Origin of the sequence: Pseudofrankia inefficax (genome assembly GCF_000166135.1) — a bacterium.
GTDB classification, from domain to species: Bacteria; Actinomycetota; Actinomycetes; order Frankiales; family Frankiaceae; genus Pseudofrankia; species Pseudofrankia inefficax.
This window is the reverse complement of the sequence record NC_014666.1, coordinates 3,926,576-3,944,743: the sequence shown is the minus strand read 5'-3', so window position 1 is coordinate 3,944,743 and position 18,168 is coordinate 3,926,576. Positions and strand designations below refer to the sequence as shown.

17 protein-coding genes and 1 pseudogene are annotated in these 18,168 nt (G+C 72.3%); 2 read left to right on the top strand and 16 right to left on the bottom strand.

Going from position 1 to position 18,168, the window contains the following annotated elements:
• Positions 1-174: 174 nt before the first annotated feature.
• The 8 genes from FRAEUI1C_RS15970 to FRAEUI1C_RS15935 all read right to left on the bottom strand — a co-directional run bounded on the left by FRAEUI1C_RS15970 (position 175) and on the right by FRAEUI1C_RS15935 (position 9,319).
• A complete protein-coding gene (locus FRAEUI1C_RS15970) occupies positions 175-1,536 on the bottom strand; it encodes a M20/M25/M40 family metallo-hydrolase (protein WP_013424341.1) in 1,362 nt (453 codons plus the stop codon).
• Positions 1,529-3,001 carry an MFS transporter gene (locus FRAEUI1C_RS15965; protein ID WP_013424340.1) on the bottom strand — a complete coding sequence of 491 codons (1,473 nt, stop codon included), beginning with the start codon at positions 2,999-3,001 and terminating at the stop codon, positions 1,529-1,531. Before FRAEUI1C_RS15965 ends, FRAEUI1C_RS15970 begins: the two co-directional genes overlap by 8 nt.
• Positions 3,002-3,204: 203 nt before the next feature.
• On the bottom strand, positions 3,205-3,555 hold the full coding sequence (locus FRAEUI1C_RS15960) for a YciI family protein (protein WP_013424339.1): 351 nt from the start codon (positions 3,553-3,555) through the stop codon (positions 3,205-3,207).
• A complete protein-coding gene (locus FRAEUI1C_RS15955; protein WP_013424338.1) occupies positions 3,552-5,042 on the bottom strand; it encodes an MFS transporter in 1,491 nt (496 codons plus the stop codon). The genes FRAEUI1C_RS15960 and FRAEUI1C_RS15955 overlap by 4 nt, the downstream gene beginning before the upstream one ends.
• 130 nt (positions 5,043-5,172) lie before the next feature.
• Positions 5,173-5,574, bottom strand: coding sequence for a chorismate mutase (locus tag FRAEUI1C_RS15950; protein WP_013424337.1), 402 nt, complete (start codon positions 5,572-5,574; stop codon positions 5,173-5,175).
• 184 nt (positions 5,575-5,758) lie between these two features.
• Positions 5,759-6,688, bottom strand: a complete 930-nt coding sequence (locus FRAEUI1C_RS15945) for a prephenate dehydratase (RefSeq protein ID WP_013424336.1) — start codon at positions 6,686-6,688, stop codon at positions 5,759-5,761.
• A gap of 94 nt (positions 6,689-6,782) precedes the next feature.
• The gene (locus FRAEUI1C_RS15940; protein WP_013424335.1) at positions 6,783-8,207 is read right to left on the bottom strand and encodes an FAD-binding oxidoreductase; all 1,425 of its coding nucleotides are present in this window, start codon (positions 8,205-8,207) and stop codon (positions 6,783-6,785) included.
• The gene (locus FRAEUI1C_RS15935) at positions 8,204-9,319 is read right to left on the bottom strand and encodes an SAM-dependent methyltransferase (protein WP_013424334.1); all 1,116 of its coding nucleotides are present in this window, start codon (positions 9,317-9,319) and stop codon (positions 8,204-8,206) included. Before FRAEUI1C_RS15935 ends, FRAEUI1C_RS15940 begins: the two co-directional genes overlap by 4 nt.
• Positions 9,320-9,594: 275 nt before the next feature.
• Here FRAEUI1C_RS15935 and FRAEUI1C_RS41095 point away from each other — a divergent pair.
• Positions 9,595-9,756 (top strand): annotated as a pseudogene (locus tag FRAEUI1C_RS41095) (TetR/AcrR family transcriptional regulator); the annotation flags it as partial.
• A gap of 54 nt (positions 9,757-9,810) precedes the next feature.
• On the top strand, positions 9,811-10,251 hold the full coding sequence (locus FRAEUI1C_RS15930; RefSeq protein WP_232425593.1) for a hypothetical protein: 441 nt from the start codon (positions 9,811-9,813) through the stop codon (positions 10,249-10,251).
• A 63-nt stretch (positions 10,252-10,314) separates the two neighbouring features.
• On the opposite strand, the gene FRAEUI1C_RS15925 is transcribed toward FRAEUI1C_RS15930, so the two are convergent.
• The 8 genes from FRAEUI1C_RS15925 to FRAEUI1C_RS15890 all read right to left on the bottom strand — a co-directional run bounded on the left by FRAEUI1C_RS15925 (position 10,315) and on the right by FRAEUI1C_RS15890 (position 18,127).
• On the bottom strand, positions 10,315-10,740 hold the full coding sequence (locus FRAEUI1C_RS15925) for a RidA family protein (protein WP_013424332.1): 426 nt from the start codon (positions 10,738-10,740) through the stop codon (positions 10,315-10,317).
• Positions 10,734-11,930 carry an alpha-hydroxy acid oxidase gene (locus FRAEUI1C_RS15920; RefSeq protein WP_013424331.1) on the bottom strand — a complete coding sequence of 399 codons (1,197 nt, stop codon included), beginning with the start codon at positions 11,928-11,930 and terminating at the stop codon, positions 10,734-10,736. The genes FRAEUI1C_RS15925 and FRAEUI1C_RS15920 overlap by 7 nt, the downstream gene beginning before the upstream one ends.
• Positions 11,931-12,053: 123 nt before the next feature.
• The gene (locus FRAEUI1C_RS15915) at positions 12,054-12,845 is read right to left on the bottom strand and encodes an ABC transporter ATP-binding protein (protein ID WP_013424330.1); all 792 of its coding nucleotides are present in this window, start codon (positions 12,843-12,845) and stop codon (positions 12,054-12,056) included.
• Positions 12,845-13,906 (bottom strand): ABC transporter permease subunit, encoded by a 1,062-nt coding sequence (locus tag FRAEUI1C_RS15910; RefSeq protein WP_013424329.1) that lies wholly within the window; start codon positions 13,904-13,906, stop codon positions 12,845-12,847. The genes FRAEUI1C_RS15915 and FRAEUI1C_RS15910 overlap by 1 nt, the downstream gene beginning before the upstream one ends.
• Positions 13,907-13,908: 2 nt before the next feature.
• A complete protein-coding gene (locus FRAEUI1C_RS15905; RefSeq protein WP_013424328.1) occupies positions 13,909-14,904 on the bottom strand; it encodes an ABC transporter substrate-binding protein in 996 nt (331 codons plus the stop codon).
• A 32-nt stretch (positions 14,905-14,936) separates the two neighbouring features.
• The gene (locus FRAEUI1C_RS15900; protein ID WP_013424327.1) at positions 14,937-16,493 is read right to left on the bottom strand and encodes an MFS transporter; all 1,557 of its coding nucleotides are present in this window, start codon (positions 16,491-16,493) and stop codon (positions 14,937-14,939) included.
• A 123-nt stretch (positions 16,494-16,616) separates the two neighbouring features.
• Complete coding sequence (locus tag FRAEUI1C_RS36360; protein ID WP_013424326.1) at positions 16,617-17,549, bottom strand: DNA-3-methyladenine glycosylase family protein; 933 nt, start codon at positions 17,547-17,549, stop codon at positions 16,617-16,619.
• Positions 17,549-18,127, bottom strand: coding sequence for a hypothetical protein (locus FRAEUI1C_RS15890; protein ID WP_198318761.1), 579 nt, complete (start codon positions 18,125-18,127; stop codon positions 17,549-17,551). Before FRAEUI1C_RS15890 ends, FRAEUI1C_RS36360 begins: the two co-directional genes overlap by 1 nt.
• Positions 18,128-18,168 lie beyond the last annotated feature (41 nt).

Below are 18,168 nucleotides of genomic sequence, written 5' to 3'. Positions count from 1 at the left end.
GTTGACCTAGGTCGATACAACCAACGAAGTCATCGCACGGGTCGACCCAAGATCATCCGTCGATCCGGGACTCGCGGCCCGCTACTGCTGATCGGCTGGGCGGAGGTCGAGCCCGAGCCTTCGCCTCGGACCGCTTCGACGCAACAACGTCGCCATTCCTGCCGGGAGCCTGAGTCAGCACAACTGCAGGAATCGTTCCAGGATGGCGACTCCGGCGCGGATCGCGTCGACCGGCACACGCTCGTCCACGCCGTGGAAGGCCGCGGGGAAGTCGAAACCGTCGGGCAATTGCAGTGGAGCGAATCCGAAACAGTTGATGCCGAGCTGGCTGAAGTGCTTGGCGTCGCTGCCCGCGGGCAGGAGGTAGGGAACGGTGATGGCGCCGGGATCGGTGGCGATGACTGCCTGCCTGATCGCCTCGCTGACCGGCCCACTGAACTCGGTCTCCACCGCGATGGCGCGGTAGACGATCTGGTGCTCGACGCCCGGCCCGATCAGCTCGCGCATGCGCGCCGCGCAGGCTTCTTCGGAGCCGGGCAGGAAACGGCAGTCAAACCGCGCCGTGGCGTGCGGCGGTATGACGTTCGTCTTTCCGCCCGCGGCCAACTCGGTCGGCGAGGCGACGTCGCGCAGCGACGAAGCGATCATGCGGGCGGCCGGGCCGAGGTGGCGCAGCAACGCTTCTGGGTCGACCGGATCGAACGGTTCGCCGACGCAGTCGGCGACGGTCTGCAGCAGGGCGCGCGTGGTCGGGGTGAGGCGGTACGGGAACTCGTGCCGGCCGATGCGAGCGACAACCTCGGCCAGGTTCACCACGCTGTTACCGTCATTGATCATCGATGCGTGCCCGGCGGGACCGCGCGCGGTGACCTCGAACCAGAGGACGCCCTTCTGCCCGGTCTCGATGAAGTACAGCCGCTGCCCGGTGGGCAGCCGCGCCGAGTACCCGCCGACCTCTCCGATGGCCTCGGTGCAGTCGTCCAGTAGGTCGCGACGATGCTCGACCAGCCACCGCGCGCCCAGATGGCCGCCGTTCTCCTCGTCGGCGACGAAGGCGAGCACGATGTCACGGGCCGGCCGCTGCCCGCTGCCTGACCAGGCCCGGATCACCGCAAGCACCTGGGCCACGAAGTACTTCATGTCGACCGCACCGCGACCCCACAGGCATCCGTCCGCCAGCTCGGCTCCGAACGGGTGCCTGCTCCAGATGGCCGGTTCCGCCGGGACGACGTCGGTGTGGGCGTGGATGAGGAGCGGCGGCCGTGTTCGGTCCAGTCCGGGCCAGCGCGCCATGACCGTGGTGCGTCGGGGGCGGGGTTCGATGATCTCCACAGGCAGGCCCGCGTCGGCCAGAACGGTCGCGCAGTATTCCGCCGCGGTGCGCTCGCCCGGGCCATCGTCGGTGCCGTAGTTGGAGGTGTCGATCCGCAGCAGGTCGGCGCAGATGGCCACGGCGGCGTCGGCCGCGGAACGGGGGGCACGCTCGCCCGCGGCGATCCCGGCGGCCGCGACCGCCGGGGTCGCGCCGTCAGGCATGCCGCGGCCCACCGGGCTGGTCCAGTTCCAGCGCCGGTGTCAGTTCGCGCGCGGCGGGTGCTGGCGCCGGCCGCTGTTGGGGCAGAGCGGCGGCCTCGTCCACCGGCAGTCCCGTGGTGCGTGGCCCGAGCGCGAGGACGTCGAGGGCCAGGATGACCAGGGCGGCGGCGACCACGGTGAACACCGCTCCCGACCCGGCGTGGTCGAGGACGGGGATGAGGACGAATGGCAGCGCGGCGGTGACGAGCCGGCTCAGCGCGTACGCCGCGCCGACCGCCGTGGCACGCATCGCGGTCGGGTACAGCTCGGCCGTAAAGACGTGGTAACCGTTGGAGTAGACGTTGCTGATCAAGGTAAACAGGGTTCCCCACAGGACCACGGTGGTGCCGGAACCGGCGAACCCGAACAGCAGCCCGGTGACGGCCATTCCACTGGCCGAGACCGCCACGATGGCGCGACGCTCGAAGCGTTCGATCACCGGCAGCGACAGCAGCGAGCCGAGCGGATAGCCAACATAGGTGAGGGCGAGGAAGCTCAGCGAGGTAAGCACCGTGTAGCCCTTCGCGACCAGCACCAGGGTCGCGATCGTGCCGAATCCGTAGTAGCCGATCGCCGACATCACGTTCATGATCCAGGCCATCACGGTGCGCCGTAGGAACGGCCCGGTGAACAGCACGCGGAACGGCGGGCGCCGCGGTGCCGTCTCGGGAGGCGCCGCCGGGCCCGGGACGGGGGCCGGTTCGGAAAGGGCGTGCCCACGCCGGACGGCGTCGGTCTCCCACGCGGTGACGATGCGGTCGGCCTCCTCGTGCCGCCCGACCGACTCCAGCCAGCGCGGCGACTCGGGCAGTACCCGGCGCAGCGCCCACACCAGCACGGCGCCGAGAGCGCCGAGGAAGAACATCCAGCGCCATCCGTCGACGCCGACCGGACTGCGCGCCACGAGCCCGCGGCCGAGAAACCCGGCGGCCGGGACGCCAAGGAAGCCGATCGTGTACGCGACGGCAATGAGCCGGCCGCGCGCCCGCGGTGGCAGCAGATCGGACAGGTAGGAGTCGCCGAGCGTGAGCTCAGCCCCCAGCCCCATCCCGGCCAGGAACCGCGCGCCGACGAGGACCTCGACGTTCGGCGCCAGCCCGCCGACCAGTGAGAACACCGAGTAGATGAGCAGGTTCAGCAAGAACGCGCTGCGGCGGCCGATGCGGTCGGCCAGCCGGCCGAGTACCAGCGCGCCGACAAACTGGCCCACGAAGGCACTGGCCAGCAGGAGCTTGAGCGAATCCCCGCCGAATCCGAAGCTCCGCTTCAGCACGACCGACAACGTGCCGGCCAGGAACACCTCATAGGTGTCGAAGAAGAACCCGAGCCCGACGCAGATGACCGCGACGAGGTGGATCCTGCCAACCGGCAGGCGATCGAGCCGAGCCGCCAGGGACGGTTCGCCGACGCCGACAGCAGATGTCATGGCCTTTTCTCCAGGTCGCTACAGCCGCTTTTCCGCGGCAGGGAAACGGGCTCCGCCAACCCAGCGGCGTCGGCGACGCTGGCGTGTCAGTCAACGCGGAGAAGGCGCTATTCGCGGATGACCGAGGAGGCTCGAGCAGAACGGTGTTGTCCGCTCCGTCGCCGCCGCGATGAATAGCGCCCGGTTTCGGCTCCAGGCGGCGCCTAGGACGACACGGTGGCGTCGGCCGCCGCCGCCCGAGCCCGGTCCAGCTCGGCGTCGAGCAGCCCGGGTGGGTCCTCGGGAACCATCTGGCGCATGGGATGGACGACGACCGACTCGAACACTCCGGCCTGGTGGTAGGGCTCGCCCGCGAGGAACCGCGAGGCTTCGGACGTCGTGGCCACTCGCAGCGCGAACACCGCACCGATGGCGAGCCCGTCCTCGGCGGTCAGCGGGCCACCGAAGACCAGCCTCGACCGGGCGGCCATCATGTACTCGAGGTGCGCGGGCCGGATCGTGCGGCGGAGTTCCTGGGTGCCGGGCCGGTCGCGGCAGAGAACTAGTACGATCATGGCTGCTGCCTTCCGTGATGACCGTCGCTACCACCGGGGCTCGGGATGTGCGCAGGGCCGCCCCGAGCGGGGGTCGGGCGCCGCAGGGTCGAAGCCGCGAGGGCGGCCGCGACGGTATATGCGGCCGCGACCGCGATGAGCGCTCGGCCGATACCCGCCCGCTCACTTCCGGCGCCCGCGACTACTCCGCCGAGCAGCGCGATGCCGAGGGTTCCGCCGATCTGGCGGGCGGTGTTGTTCAGCCCGGACCCGAGGCCGGCCCGCGCTCCCGGGACGGCCGTGACCGCGCTCGACACCACCGCCGGCAGCGCCAGCCCGATGCCCACGCCCGCGAGTACCAGACCGGCGCCGGCAGCGGCTCCCGACGCCCGCTCGACTGCGACGAGCGCGACACCCGTACCGGCGGCCAAGCCGCCAAGCGTCCCCGGGACGCGCTGGCCGAACCGGTCGGCGATCCGCCCGGCGAGCATGCTGACGGCGGCATAGGCCGCGAACAGCGGAGCGATGCGGATGCCCGTAGCGGTGGCTGACCGGCCGTCCACATGCTCGAAATCGAGGCTGAGCAGGTAGAGCAGACCGAGAGTCGCGAAGTTGACCAGCAGCGAGGCGAGGTTGGCGCCCCGGAACGTTCGCGAACGGAACACCGACAGTGGCACGAGCGGCGTCGCGCACCGGCGCTCCACCGCGACGAATCCCGCCGCGAGCAGGACCGAGGCGCCGAGCGCCAGCCACCCGATGACCGACCCAGGCTCCGCGGCTGTCTCCGACAGCCCCCAGGCCAGGGCGCCCAGCATGAGAACGGCGAGGATCTGGCCGCCGCGGTCGAGTTGGCGGTCGTGGCCGCCGCGACGCGACTCGCGCAGCACCCTGCGCCCGGCCGCGATGCTCACCAACGAGATCGGCACGTTGATCCAGAAGATCCACCGCCACCCCAGTCCGTCCACGACCAGACCACCGACGAGTGGGCCGACGACCAGGGCGATGCCGGCCACGGCCGACCACACGCCGATCGCGCGGGTGCGGTCTGTCCCGTCGAAGGCGTCGGCGAGGATGGCGAGCGAAGAGACGAGGATGGCAGCGCCGGCGACGCCCTGCAGGGTGCGGAACAGGATCAGCCAGCCGACTCCGGGCGCGGCCGCGCAACCAGTCGACGCCGCCGCGAAGCCGGCCAGTCCGGCCAGGAAGACCCGTCTGCGCCCGAACAGGTCGCCGACGTCGCCAAAACCGATCATGAACGCGGCGAACGTCACGAAATACCCGTCGACCACCCAGGTGACCGCGCCGGTGGACGCGTGCAGCCGGCGACCGATCGCGCCGACCGCCACGTTGACGACGGTCAGATCCAGCTGGGTGACGAACAGCCCGACGCAGGTGATGAGCAACACCGACCAGTCCCGGCGGCTCCAGCATCCAGCCACGGGCTGGTCGGCGCCGGCGTTCCCGCCCGCGACGGTCGCCTCCGCCGTGCTGGGCGTCCGCAGGCTCACCGGCTAACCCACCATGGCCGGCGCGGCACCGTTCGGGCCGGAGACCGCGTCGGGCGACCAGGTGTTCCACAGCCGCCTGGTCCGCTGACAGCCACACTCATCCGTCGGTCCTCCTCACAGCCCGACACTCTCAGCGAGCGGCGTGACCGGCGTCGATGTCATGTTCGGTGGACGGACGGACGTCGACCGACGGGGCCGGCCCTCGGCACAGCAGAAGCAACGCCACCGCGACCTCGCTGCCGGCTGGGCCGAGCGCGTCCAGGAACCTGCGGGTGACCTCGTACTCGCGGCTCATCTCGATCCGCCCTCCGCCGGCGGTCATCCGCAGCTTCTGTATCCGCCAGGCCACCCGACGCCGCAGCACGATCACGTCGCGGATCAGGTCGTCGAGCTCGTCGATGATCTCGCGGCCCCCAGTCACCGAGTCGATCGTGGCGATGTCCGGGGCCTCGGGGCCGAGCAGGTCGAGGCCGGTCGGCCGGGACCGGATCGGTGCCGGGTGCGGTCGCGCGTCGAGCTCGCCGGCCGTCACCGCGGCACGTCCCGAGAGCAGGTTCGGCCGGTCTGCAAGCGCATGGCGGGTCTCCTTCGTCGTCGTTCGTGACTGCCGGTCTCGGCCGGGCCGGCCTGGCAGTGCCCGCGGACCAGCGCGGCCAGCAGGGAGGCGGCCACGGCCGGCGCAGCAGTCCCAACGGGCCGGGGCGCGTCCACCTTGGTCACCCGGCCTTCCTGGGCCGGCTGGGCGTGGGGCGACTGGGGCTGGGCTCGTCGAAGGTGCCGAGCACGCGGACCCGGACGGCGCGCTCAGCCAGCTCGCGCAGCACGGCCCGCGGCGGCGGATCGTCGGGATGGCCGCGCCACTCGATGAGGAAGTAGAAGCGGCCCAGCCCGTCGCGGGTCGGCCGGGATTCGATCCGGAGCAGGTCGATGCCGGCGCGGGCGAACGGTTCGAGGACGGTCATCAGCGATCCGGGCCGGTCGCGCTGCTGGAAGCAGGCGATGACCGTCCGCTCGCGTCCGGTGCGGGCCGGCTCGTCGCGGCCGAGGACGACGAACCGGGTCTCCGCCGTGGCGGTCTCCCCTATGTCGTCGGCCAGAACGCTGAGCCGCGGGGCGGCGGGGCCGGCGTTTGGCGTGACCGCGGCGGTTCGGCCGGTCGGGTCGCCCAGGGCGAGCTCGAGCGCGGCCGTCGTGGACGGGGCCGGGACCAGGCTGGACCGCGGGGCGTGCTCAGCCAGCCAGGCACGGCACTGGTCGAGCGCGTGCGGATGTGAGGAGACCGTGCGCAGTGCCTCGGGGCTGGCACCGTGCAGGCCGACGAGCTGGAACCGGACCGGGATGACGACGTCGCGGTGCAGGCGGGCCTGGCTTCGTTCGGACGGGTCCACGGCCTTTCCGGTGCCCAGGCCGGCGAGCAGGTCGGCCGTCGGCCCGACCAGGCCGGCGACCGAGTTCTCCCAGGCCAGCACGCCGTAGGTGACCGAGCCGTCGCTGAGCCGGGCCATGAGCTCGTCGGGGTCGGCGCAGGGAACGTGCCGCAGCGCGGCCAGGACCGGATCGGCCAGCACGGTGCGGTGGGTGAAGGTACCCGCCGGTCCGAGGTAGCCGACGGACGCGCCCGGGGCGGGATCGAATGTGGTGGTCACGGCCGACTCCTGGAGGTCTCCACGCGCGGGACGGGTCGACGCCGCCGGTGCCGCCGGGAGCGGCCCCCGGCTGGTGGGTGAAGCCTTCGGGCGACTAGCGGGCCGTCAGCGCGTCCGACAGCAGGTCGGGCCCGACGACCTTCCCTGGATTGAGCACGTTGGCCGGGTCGAACAGGCCCTTGATGCGGGCCATCCACAGGGCCGCGTCGCCGTGCTCGGCGGCCAGGTACTGGCGCTTGCTCACGCCGATGCCGTGCTCGCCGGTGCAGGTGCCGCCGACGCGCAGCGCGTGGCGGACCAACTCGTCCGAGAACAGCGCGGCCGGGGCGTCCTGGCCCTCGGCGACCGCGACGACGGTGTGGATGTTGCCGTCACCGACGTGGCCGGTGGTGACCACGTCCAGCCCGAGATCGGCGCGCAGCTCGCTGATCACCTGCGCGTGCTCGACGATCGCCGACAGCGGCACAGCCGTGTCAGTGATCAGGTATCGCCGGCCGGGGAAGGCCCGGCGGATCGACCAGAACAAGCGGTGGCGTGCTTCCCAGATGGCCTCCCGCTCCGCCTGCGCGGTCGCCGTGCCTACCGTGCTCGCGCCGGCCTCGAGCAGGGCTCGGCGGGCGATGTCCAGCTCGGTGGCCAGGCCGGCCGCGGTGGAGCTGTGCAGCTCGACGAACAGGGCTGGGGCGTCCGGGACCAGGCCGGGCACGTCCTGGGCCAGCAGGCCGGCGGTGATCTCGTCGAGCAGCTCGAGGCGGGCGATGGGCAGCCCCGTCCCGACCGCCGCGAAGGCGCCGGCGACCGCGGCGGCGACGTCGGGGAAGAACGCCCGCAGCACCGCGATCTCCTCGGGTACGGGGTGCAGCGCGACGGTGAGCTCGGTGATGACGCCCAAGGTGCCCGCCGAGCCGATGAACAGGTCGCGCAGGTCGTAGCCGCTGCTCGACTTGCGGACTGGCCGGCCCAGCCGCAGCACGTCACCGCTGGCCAGCACGACCTCCAGGGCCAGGGTGTTGGCCCGCATGCCGCCGTAACGGATCGTGGTCGTGCCGCTGGCGTTGGTCGCCGCCATCCCGCCGAGGCTCGCGTCCGCGCCCGGGTCGACGGGAAACGTCAACCCGAACTCCCTCGCCCGGGTGTTGAGCCCGTTCCTGGTCAGGCCCGGCTGCACGACCGCGCGGAAGTCCTCCGGGCACAGCGCGACGAGCCGGTTCATCCGGGAGACGTCCAGGCTCACCTCGCCGCCGAGTGGCACCACATGGCCTTCGGCGCTGGTGCCGGTACCGAACGGGATGAGCGCCACGCCGTGGCGGGCGGACCATCGCATCGTGGTGACGACGTCGTCACGGGTCTCGGCGAACACCACCGCTCGGGGCGGGATGCTGTCCAGGTGGTTCTCGTCGCGGCCGTGGGTGTCGAGGTCGGCCGGCCGGGTCGACACCACGCCCGCGAGCCCGGCGGCCAGTTCGGCGAGGGCGTCCGCGTCCGGGACCGTCCTGGCCGGCCGGCTGATGGTGGTCACCGCGCGGCCGACACGGTCTCGGTGGCTGCCCGCGCGACGTCCACGGAGGCGGCGCGTGCCGGCGCGACCGGGACCAGCTCGAACAGGACGCCGCCGGGCGGGCTGGTGGTGTGGTGGGCCGCGCGCGGCGTCCAGCCGGCCTCGGCGAACGCCTCGCCCCACTCGGCCTCGGTCGGCAGGTAGGTGTGCATGAGCGCGTGGGCGGCCTCGAAGCCGAGCCGGAAGATGGGCGTGTCCGGCCCGGGTGTGTCCTCGGACCGGACGACATCGCAGAGCAGCATCGTCCGGAGGTTCGGGAAGGCGATCCGCAGGTTGGTCAGCACCCGCACGCACGACTCGCGCGGCCAGAAGTCGTGGCCCATGAACACGCAGGTGACGACGTCGACGTCGGACAGGTCGTCGGCGGGGGTGAGCCGGTGGACGTCGCCCTGGCGCACGCTGAGCCGGTCGGCCAGGCCCTCGGCCGCGATGACCTGCCCGGCCAGTTCGACCGAGGCCGGGGCGAGGTCGATGCCCACCCCGGTCACCCCGGGATTCCGCTTCATGATCCTGACCAGGCGCCCACCCGAGCCGCAGCCCAGGTCGGCGACCCGGCTGAACTCGAGGCCGGCCAGGACGCGGTCGAACAGAGGCTCGACCTCGCCGTTGCCCATGAGCCGGGAGCTGAGGGCCACCGCGCGCATGTCGCGGTGATAGGTGACCTCGTCCCGGTCGGGCGCCAGGTCGGCCGCGTAGGTGAACACCTCGCCGTTGCCGCGCACCAGCCAGTAGAAGTAGCCGCGCAGCTCGTACGCGTCGGCGAAGCGCGGACCGGGCCGGACCAGCAGGGCTGGGTCCGAGGTGTGCAGCTCGACGATCCCGGCCCAGGCCAGCGCGTTGAACAGGGCTCGCGCGACCCAGGGCGACACCGGCTCGCCGCCATGGCGCAGGTCGTCTGCCCGACAGGTGCCGCCATCGGCGAGCGTGTCGAACAGGCCGAGCTCGACGGCGGCTGAGATCGCGCTGGCGGCCACGTAGGAGGAGAAGAGGTCGGCCACCGGGCCGATGATCGCGGGCGGCGGCGCGGTGGGGGCCGCCGAGGGAGCGGGCTGTGGCGAAAGGGAGGCGCACATAGCAATTCCTTCGCTGGGAGCCGGTGGGGGAATGGGGATTACCAGCGGTGGGCCGTCGCGAATATGAGCACGACCAGGGAGCGTTTACCGCAGGCGCCTATTGCGTGCCGCGGTTCGGCGTTGACCGAACGAGAATCGGACCAACGAACTGAGAATGTCTTTTCATTTATGATGCGGACGTCGGTCGCCGAGTGTCAAGCGAAGGAATGTTAACGTTCTATATCGGCATGTTACACTTGGTGCATATTTCTCCCTCGTTTCGGCGGGACTAGGCGATGGAAAGGGTGGTTCACACGCCTACGGCGGGTGGTTCGATCCGCGGCCAGGAACCGGGCAGCCGCCGGATCAGGCGGGATTACCTGGCGAGCCGGCGGGATCTTCTGGATGCGGCCGAGCGATTGCTCGCGAAACAGGGCGGGCGGTTCAGCCTCGTGGATCTCGCGGCCGAGGCCGGTGTGTCGACCGCCACTGCCTATCGACATTTCCCGGACGTGGACGCGGCCCTTGACGCCTATTACACGCAGCTCGTGGAGACCCTGGTCAGCCACATGGAGGCGGTGCCTGCCGCGCCGGATGTGCTGCGCCGTTTCGTCGCCGTGTGCGAGCTGTGGGTCCGGGAGGCCGTGAGCTGGGGGCCGGCAGTCGTGCACGTACGGTCCTCCCGCGGTTTCCTGCAGCGGCTGCGCGCGGACGACCCGGTGATCGGCCGGCTGTTCGGGGCGCTCGCGCCGCTGCTGACCGCGCTGACCGAGGCCGGTTTCATTCCACCCCGGCCCGCCGAATACGGGGTGCTCCTCTGGGTCACCGTGTTCGACGAGCGGGTGGTCGTCGATCTGCACGACAGCCTGGGCTGGCCGTCCGCGCGCATCGCGGCCGAACTGACCGGCAGCGTGCTGCGCGCCCTCGGCCGGCCCGCCGGGGCGGCCGAGTAGCACTCGGCTACCCGGCCGCCCAGGCGCTCAGTGCCGCTGCTTCGCTCCGTCGGCCTCCTGCGCTCAGCCGAGCACGGCCGTCGCCTCGATCTCCACCAGCAGGCCGGGCCGCAACAGCACGCAGACCACGGTCGTACGGGCCGGCGGGTCGACCGGGAAGGCCTCGCGGAACGCGACGTCGAGCTCCGGCGCGGCGGCGGCCTCGGTCAGGTAGCACACGCAGCGCACCACGTCGGCGAGGCGCCCGCCCGCCCGGCCCAGGACCTCGGCGATCTGGCCGAAGATGTCGCGCGCCTGGCTCACCGTCGTGCTGCCGCGCGGCCGGCCGGTCGCCGGGTCCAGGGCGATGCAGCCCGAGAGCACGACCAGGTCACCGACCCGCACCGCGGCGCTGATCGGGGCCAGGCCGGCGAGCCCGGGCGGCAGTGGCACGGTCGTCCTGGTCGCGCGTGGCCGGTCGACGGATCCGGTCCTCGCGCCGATCACCATCGCGACACCGCCGACGGTCTGATCATCGTGTCGGTCAGCTCGTCGACGCCGCTCGCTCCGAGAAGCTTGATGGTCGTCGAGATCTCCTCGCGTAGCAGTTCGTGCAGGCGGCCGACGCCTTCCTCGCCGCCGGCCGCGAGCGCCATCGCCGCGGCGCGGCCGATGACGACGACGTCGGCGCCGAGCGCCAGTGCCTTGACGACGTCGCTCCCTCGGCGGATCCCCGAGTCCAGCGCGATGGGCACCCGACCGCCGACCGCCGCGACGACCTCCGGCAGCTGGTCGAGGGCCGCGGGCACCGTGTCGAGCTGACGCCCGCCGTGGTTGCTGACCAGCACCGCGGCGGCTCCGGCCAGCACCGCCGCCTCGGCATCGGAACCGGTGAGGATGCCCTTGGCCATCCAGGGCAGCGGCGAGTCCGCCATCCGCCCGGCGAGCTCGTCCCAGGTCCAGATCGGCTCCCTGCGGACGAACAGCTGGCCAAGGGTGTCGGCCAGGTCGGCCGGCCCGGCGTGCGGGTAGTTGCCGCTGACCACGTCGACGGCCACGTCGAACCGGTTGCGCATGTTGCGCTCACGCCAACCGGCCGTCGGGCAGTCCAGGGTCAGGCAGAGCGCGCTGAAACCCGCGGCGGCGGCGCGGCGCAGCATCGCGGCGAAGTTCGCCGGGTTGCCCATCGGGTGCAGCTGGGCCATCCGCGCGGCGCCCGGCGCCGCCGTCGCCACCTCCTCCCAGGAGTACGACCCGGCCTCCGGCACGATCGAGGCCACGCCGGCCTTGGCGTTCGCCCGGGCGACGGCGAGCTGGCCGTCCCGGTGCAGCAGCCGGTCGGCGCCGAACGGGCTGGTGAGCACCGGCATCGACAGCTCGATGCCGAGGAAGGCGCAGGCCAGGTCCGGCTCGCCGGCCCCGGTCATCAGCCGTGGCAGCACCGACCACCGCTCGAAGGACGACAGGTTCGCCCGCAGCGTCTGCTCGCCGCCCGAACCACCGTCGAGGAAGTCCCACACCTGCGGGGGCAGCGCGCGACGGGCCTCCTCGTAGATCTCCCCGACCGTGGCGAACCGGTCGGCCGAGGTGAAGGAGACGAACGGGCTCGGGTCGGTCCCGGTCGGGGCCGTCCCGTCCGGCGGCCGGGTGGGCCGCGCCGGCGGGATCTCGGCCTGGGTCGAGGCGTCAGTGGCTGTCACGTGTCACTCCACTCCACTCCTGTCTGATCGGCGGCCGTGCCGGGCGATCAGGACGTCGCCGAGCGGACGGCCTGTGTCCCGGCCGCCGCTTCGGTAAGGCTCGATGTCTGTCGGTCGGCCCGGTCACCCCGCGAGCAGCTGCCGGTCCGACGGTGCGTCCCCGAGCCCGGACACGATGTCGACCAGGTCGGACGGCGTCAGCGCCGTCTTCGCGGGCCCGGCGACGTCGTAGATGACCCGGCCGCGGGACATCACCAGCAGCCGGTCGCCGACTTCGATCGCGTGGCGCATGCTGTGGGTGATCATTATCGAGGCGCAGCCCAGTCGTTCGTGCATCTGGAGGGTGAGGTCGAGGACCCGCGCCCGGGTCCTGGGGTCCAGCGCCGCAAGGTGCTCATCGAGCAGCAGGAGCTCGGGTTTCCGCAGGCCGGCCATCAGCATCGTCACGCTCTGCCGCTGCCCGGCGGACAGCAGCGTCACCGGGTCGGCGAGGCGGCGTTCCAGGCCCAGGCCGAGCACGGCGAGGTCCTCGCGCATGCCAGCGCGCCGGCCTGGGGTGACGGCGGGCGACAGCCGCCGCCGGCGGCCGCGGGCGGCGGCGAGAGCGAGGTTGTCGGCCAGGGAGAGATCGGGGGCGGTGCCCGCGAGCGGGTCGTCGAAGACGCGGGCCACCGCGCCGGCGCGGGCGTGGACCGCCAGCCGCGTCACGTCCCGGCCGCCGAGCAGCACCCGCCCCCGGGTCGGCCGGTAGACCCCGGCCACCACGTTGACCAGGCTGCTCTTGCCGGCGCCGTTGCTCCCGACGACGGTGACGAACTGACCAGCCGGGATCTCCAGGTCGACGTGGTCGAGCGCGACGACCTCCGTCGGGGTGCCCGCGCCGTGGACCAGGCGCACACCGTCCAGTCTCAGCATCAGCCAGCCTCCTTCATCGTCGCTGAGGCCGAGGCCCGCCCGGCGGTGGCGGGCTCGCGCGCAGGGGGGATCGTCGGCCCGTCGTCGGGCGCCGGCCGGCCACCCGCCACCTCGGCGATGTGCGGGCCGCCCACCGCCGGCGCCTGTGTACCGGCGCGGCCAGCCGTGCCGAGCCGGCCGAGTACCCGGCCGACCTCGGGCAGATAACGGTTGAGCGCGACCGCCGCGACCAGGGTGAGCGCGGTGATGCCGGACAGGTCGGTCGCCTGCAACCCGGCCCGCAGCGCGCCGACCAGGATGAACCGGTACAGCAACGTGCCGGCGACCACGGCGGCGATCACCCGGCCGACCCGGGACGCCCCGCCCGGCCGGGCGATCAGCTCACCCAGCATCACCGCGCCCACGCCCGCCAGCAGCGTGCCCGTGCCGGTCGATGAGTCGGAGAAGCCCTGGGACTGCACGGTCAGCGCGCCCGACAATCCGGCGCTGGCGTTGGCCAGCGCCAGGCACAGCGCCAGGGAACGCCGGTCGTCGACGCCCTGAGCCCTGGCCATCCGGGGATTGACCCCGGTGGCCCGCAGCGCCAGGCCTACCTCGGTGAGCAGCAGGTAGCCGACGGCGGCGAGGAACACGGCGGCGAACGCGGCGAGGATCGCGATCGTCAGCCAGTCCTGGACGTCGGGAGCCAGGCCGATCAGGCCGCCGAACAGGGTCCGGTCGCTGTCCAGGCTGATCGACGGCCGTCCCAGCACATGCAGGTTCAGCGTCGTCATCCCGATGCTCATGACCAGGCCGGCCAGGATGACCGGGATGCGGAACGCCAGGTGCAGCCCGGTCGTGACGAGCCCCGCGAGGGCGGCCCCGGCCACGGCCACGAGCATCGCCAGCGGCACGCCCGCACCGTGGTTGAGCAGCACCGCGGTGATCGCGCCGCCCAACGTGAAGCTTCCGTCGACGGTGAGGTCGAAGTCCTGCCGGATGCGGACCACGAGGTAGATGCCCATGACGACCGGCAGCAGCGGCAGACCGGCGATCAGGGTGTCGGTGACGAGGAATCGCACGGCTAGCCCATCGCCGCGGACGGCACGGTGACCCCGAGCGCGCCGAGCGTCGAATGGTTGACGTCCCACTCGAGCGCGCCCGGCCGGCCGAACGGAGTGACCGCCGGCTGGGCACCGTCGAGGACCTTCACGGCGACGTCGGCGCCCTGCGAGCCGAGGTTGGCGTAACTCGGCCCCAGCGTGGCCAGCACCCCGCTCGTGGTCGCGTCTCCCGACGTCAGGTACAGCGGGATCTTGTTTGACAGGGCGACCGCGCCGACCGCGGCGATGCCCGACGCCACGGCCGCGTCGGGCCCGACGAGGATCGTGTCGGTCCGGCCGACCAGGGACCGCGCAGCGCTCTGCACGTCACCGGCGCCCGCCACGGTCGCCTCGACCAGGGAGAGACCGGGCCGAGCCTTGATCGCCGTCCGCAGCTGCGCGACCCAGACCTGGCTGTTCTCGTTCGACGGATCGTAGATCGTCCCGATCCGCCTCGGCGCGGGGGTGACCTTGGCCAGCTCGCCGAGGAGCTTGGCCGGGTCGACGAAGTCGATAGTGCCCGTGACATTGCGGCCGGGGTGGTCCAGGCTGTCGGCCACCTTGCCGCCGACCGGATCCCCCATCGCCAGCGCGATGATCGGATGCGTCTTGTCCTGCTGCGCCATGGCGATGACGGCCGGAGTGCCGATCACCGCGATCAGCGAGGAATTGGACCGGGAAAGGTTGCGGGCGATGCTCTGGATCAGGGACGGATCGCCGTTCGCGTTGCTGACGCTGTAGCTGACCGTCCGTCCGGCCAGCTTGGCCGTGAGCTCCTTCTTGAACGCCGTCTCCAGGGTGGTGACGACGTCGGCTTGCGCGACCTCGAAGATGTTGACCTTGACCGTGCCCGAACCGGCGCTCGACGAGGTCGCCGATCCGGACGAGCTCCCGCAACCCGCGATCACACCGATCATGCCGATCGCGCCCAGTAGCGCGCCGGCCATCCGGCGGCGACGCGTTGCCCCTAGCTTCACCCGACCTCCCAACCTGAGAATTTCTTCTCAGGTCAGGTTGGGAACCTCGTGTTTCTTACCGATAAAGGTCCCCGATCGTTCTGGTAACGACTCTGCGAGCTGGTGTACTCACTGTGAGCATCGATCCCGGTTCCGGAAACTCTGTGTAATATTCGGCCGCATCCGGGCCGCGGTCCCGGCTGACGAGGACCAGCCCCACGCTGGCGCCGATGCGATGCCGGTGGCCCGCCAGGGTGCACGGCACGCGGATGGCCGTAGCAGCACCAGAGCAGCACCAGGCAGATCAGGTAGTACGCGATGAAGGCGACGTAGGCGAGGGTGCCGTCACCCCCGAGCAGGAAGCTCTCGCGGAAGGCGATGGTCACCAGCGCGCCGCCCGCCGCGCCGGCCGCGCCGGCGGCACTGATGATCCCACTGGTCAGGTACCGGGCGCGCCCGTCCTGGTCCGCGTCGCCCGCCCTGGCCGCCTGCGCCCTGCCGACCTCGGGGATCAGGGCGAAGGTCGACCCGTTGCCGATCCCGCTGACGACGAACAGGGCGACGAAGCCGACCATGAACAACGCGAGCGAGGTGCGCCACGAGGCCACCAGCACGAGGACGGCCGCGGCCGTCATCGTCACGAAGGCGGCGACGGTGACCCTGGATCCGCCGAACCGGTCGGCGATGACGCCACCGACCGGGCGGGCCAGCGAGCCGAGCAGTGGGCCGAGGAAGGTCAGGTACATGGCGTCGGCGGGGCTGGGGAACCGCGCGGCGAATCGCAGCTGCAGAACCTGGCCAAACGCGAAGCTGAAGCCGATGAACGAGCCGAACGTGCCGACGTACAACGCGGACAGGATCCACGTGTGGAGATTGCGGATGACCTCCCGCGTCGCCTGCCGGGTGGTGCGCGCGATCGGGAGACCGTCCATGCCCAGATACGCGCCCAGCGCCGCGAGGACGACCAGGGGAATGTAGACGGCGAGGATGAGCCGCGGGCGGTGCGCCCCGGTCGTGGTGAATATCAGCAGACCGACGAGCTGCACGGCCGCCACCCCGACGTTGCCGCCGCCGGCGTTCAGGCCCAGGGCGCGGCCCTTCTGGCGCTTCGGGAAGAAGGCGTTGATGTTGGCCATGGACGAGGCGAACGTTCCGCCACCGGCGCCGGCCAGCGCGGCGAGCGCGAGCAACACGGCATAGGGGACTCCCGGCCGTAGGAGAATCGCCGTGAGCACGGTCGGCACGAGCAGGGTCGTGGCGCAGAAGGTGGTCCAGGCCCGGCCACCGAACCGCGCGACGCCGAACATGTAGGGCAGCCGAAGCGCGGCGCCGGTGAGGATGGGCGCGGTCGTCAGGAGAAACCGGCCGGGTGCGTCGACGTGGTATTCCGGGCCGAGAAACAGGACCAGAACGGACCACAGGCTCCACACGCTGAGCCCGACGTGCTCGGCCAGGATTGAGAATGCCAGGTTGCGGTGGGCGATCCGGGATCCACGGTCGGCCCAGAATTCGGTGTCCTCGGGCCGCCAGTCGAGGATCCAACCGCGCCGGGCGCGGTGCGCGCGCACCGGGCGAGTCGCGACGGAACGGTCCTCCAGCACTGTTTTCATGGGTGTCCTCGCGGCCGTGACGCGGTGCGCGGGTCGTCGGATGGCGGCAGGAGAAGGCGGCCGGCCGCAGGCGAACGGCCGGTGGCCAGGCCCGGGCCGCGGGTGGGAACGGACGGGTCGCGGTCAGGCGGAGATCGCGGCGCGGGCCGGCCGCGGGGGGTGCGTCACCTCGTGGTGGTAGTCGAGGGCGATCGTCTGCGCGAGCGCGGCCGCCGGTCCCCAGTGGGCCGTGAGCAGGCGGACCTCCTCCTCGGCGGGCGGCGGCAGGCCCGGGCGGTAGAGATGCCCGACCGCCTTGCGGACCGCCAGGTCGCCCGCCGCGACGAGCGGCCGGCCCAGCGCCCGGATGAGAAACCATTCGGCGCTCCACCGGCCGATGCCGGGCAGCGCGGTCAGCGTGGCGATGACGCCCTCGTCGTCGAGCTCGTGCAGCGAGGACAGGGACAGGGAGCCCGTGACGGCGCGGGCGACGCCGAGAAGTGCCATCGCCTTGCGACCGGACAGGCCGAGCTCCGTGAGACGCGTGGGGTCGGTATCGGCGAGCAGGTCGGCGTCGAGCGCGTACGCGGTGTGGGGCCCGGCGGTCACGGGACGCCCGACGAGCCCGACGAGGCGGGACCGCAGCGTCGCGGCGAACCGGCCGGTGACCTGCTGGGCGGTGACGCAACGGGCGAGCACGTGCAGCACGTCCGTCTGGGTCAGCTGGGCAAGCCGCCGGCGGTGCGCGGGGATGGCCGCGATGACGGGGTCACGCGCGGTGAGATCGTCGAGGGCGGGCTGGTCGCGCAGGAACTGGGCTCGGGCCAGACCGGCCAGCGTGGCGGTGTCCAGGCCGGGCGGCCCCGTCACGTACAGGCGCGGGCGTTCGACGGGGCCCGCGGGCCGGGTGGCGAGCGCCGCCCGGCCCGCGCCGTGCGGCACGGTCCGGATCAGGACACGCCCGTCCCACCTGTCGATCAGGTCGTCCCCGTGCCGCCCGTAGGCCGCGAGGCTGCCGACGATGTCCACCGGTTCCGCGAGCTCGACGGTGGCGACCGTGTGATCGTCCGTCGGCATCACGCCGCCGCGCTGGCATGCAGGCGGGGCCGGTAGCCGGCGCGCAGCGCGGCCACCGTCGAGGCCGGGGTGAGCACGGGCGCGTGCCCGGCCGGCCGGCGCCGCCGTTCGGCGTAACCGCCCGGCTCCCACTGCAGCAGGCTGTCGCCGAGGACCAGCCAGGAGGCCCCGTCGGCGAGGACGAAGGCTCCGTCGGGCAGACCGGCGACCGGCCGCGTCGGCGGCGCCGGCAGGAGGCGTTCGGCGTGGAGCACCCGATCCAGCTCGTCGGCGCCGGGGGGCGGCCCGGTCCCGGTGGCGAAGCACCGGCGGAAGCTCGCGTACGCCTCCGGGCGGCACCGGGCGCACGGCCGATGCCCGGCTGCCAGGCCCACCGCCTCGTCCAGGAAGAACAGCTCCGTGTACCGGTGTGGCTTCATGATCTGGCGGCGCCGGCCCTGGAACTCGAGCTCGCACAGCAGCCATCGGCGGTGCTGGAACGCGCGGACGACGTGGCGGTCGTCGTCGTGCAGCACGCCGCGGTTACCGAGCATCGTGCCCCGGGCCGGCACCGCGACAAGATCGCCCTGGGGGGTCACGCGGTTACACAAGGCCATGGTGGTGCCTCTCTGGCTCGGAT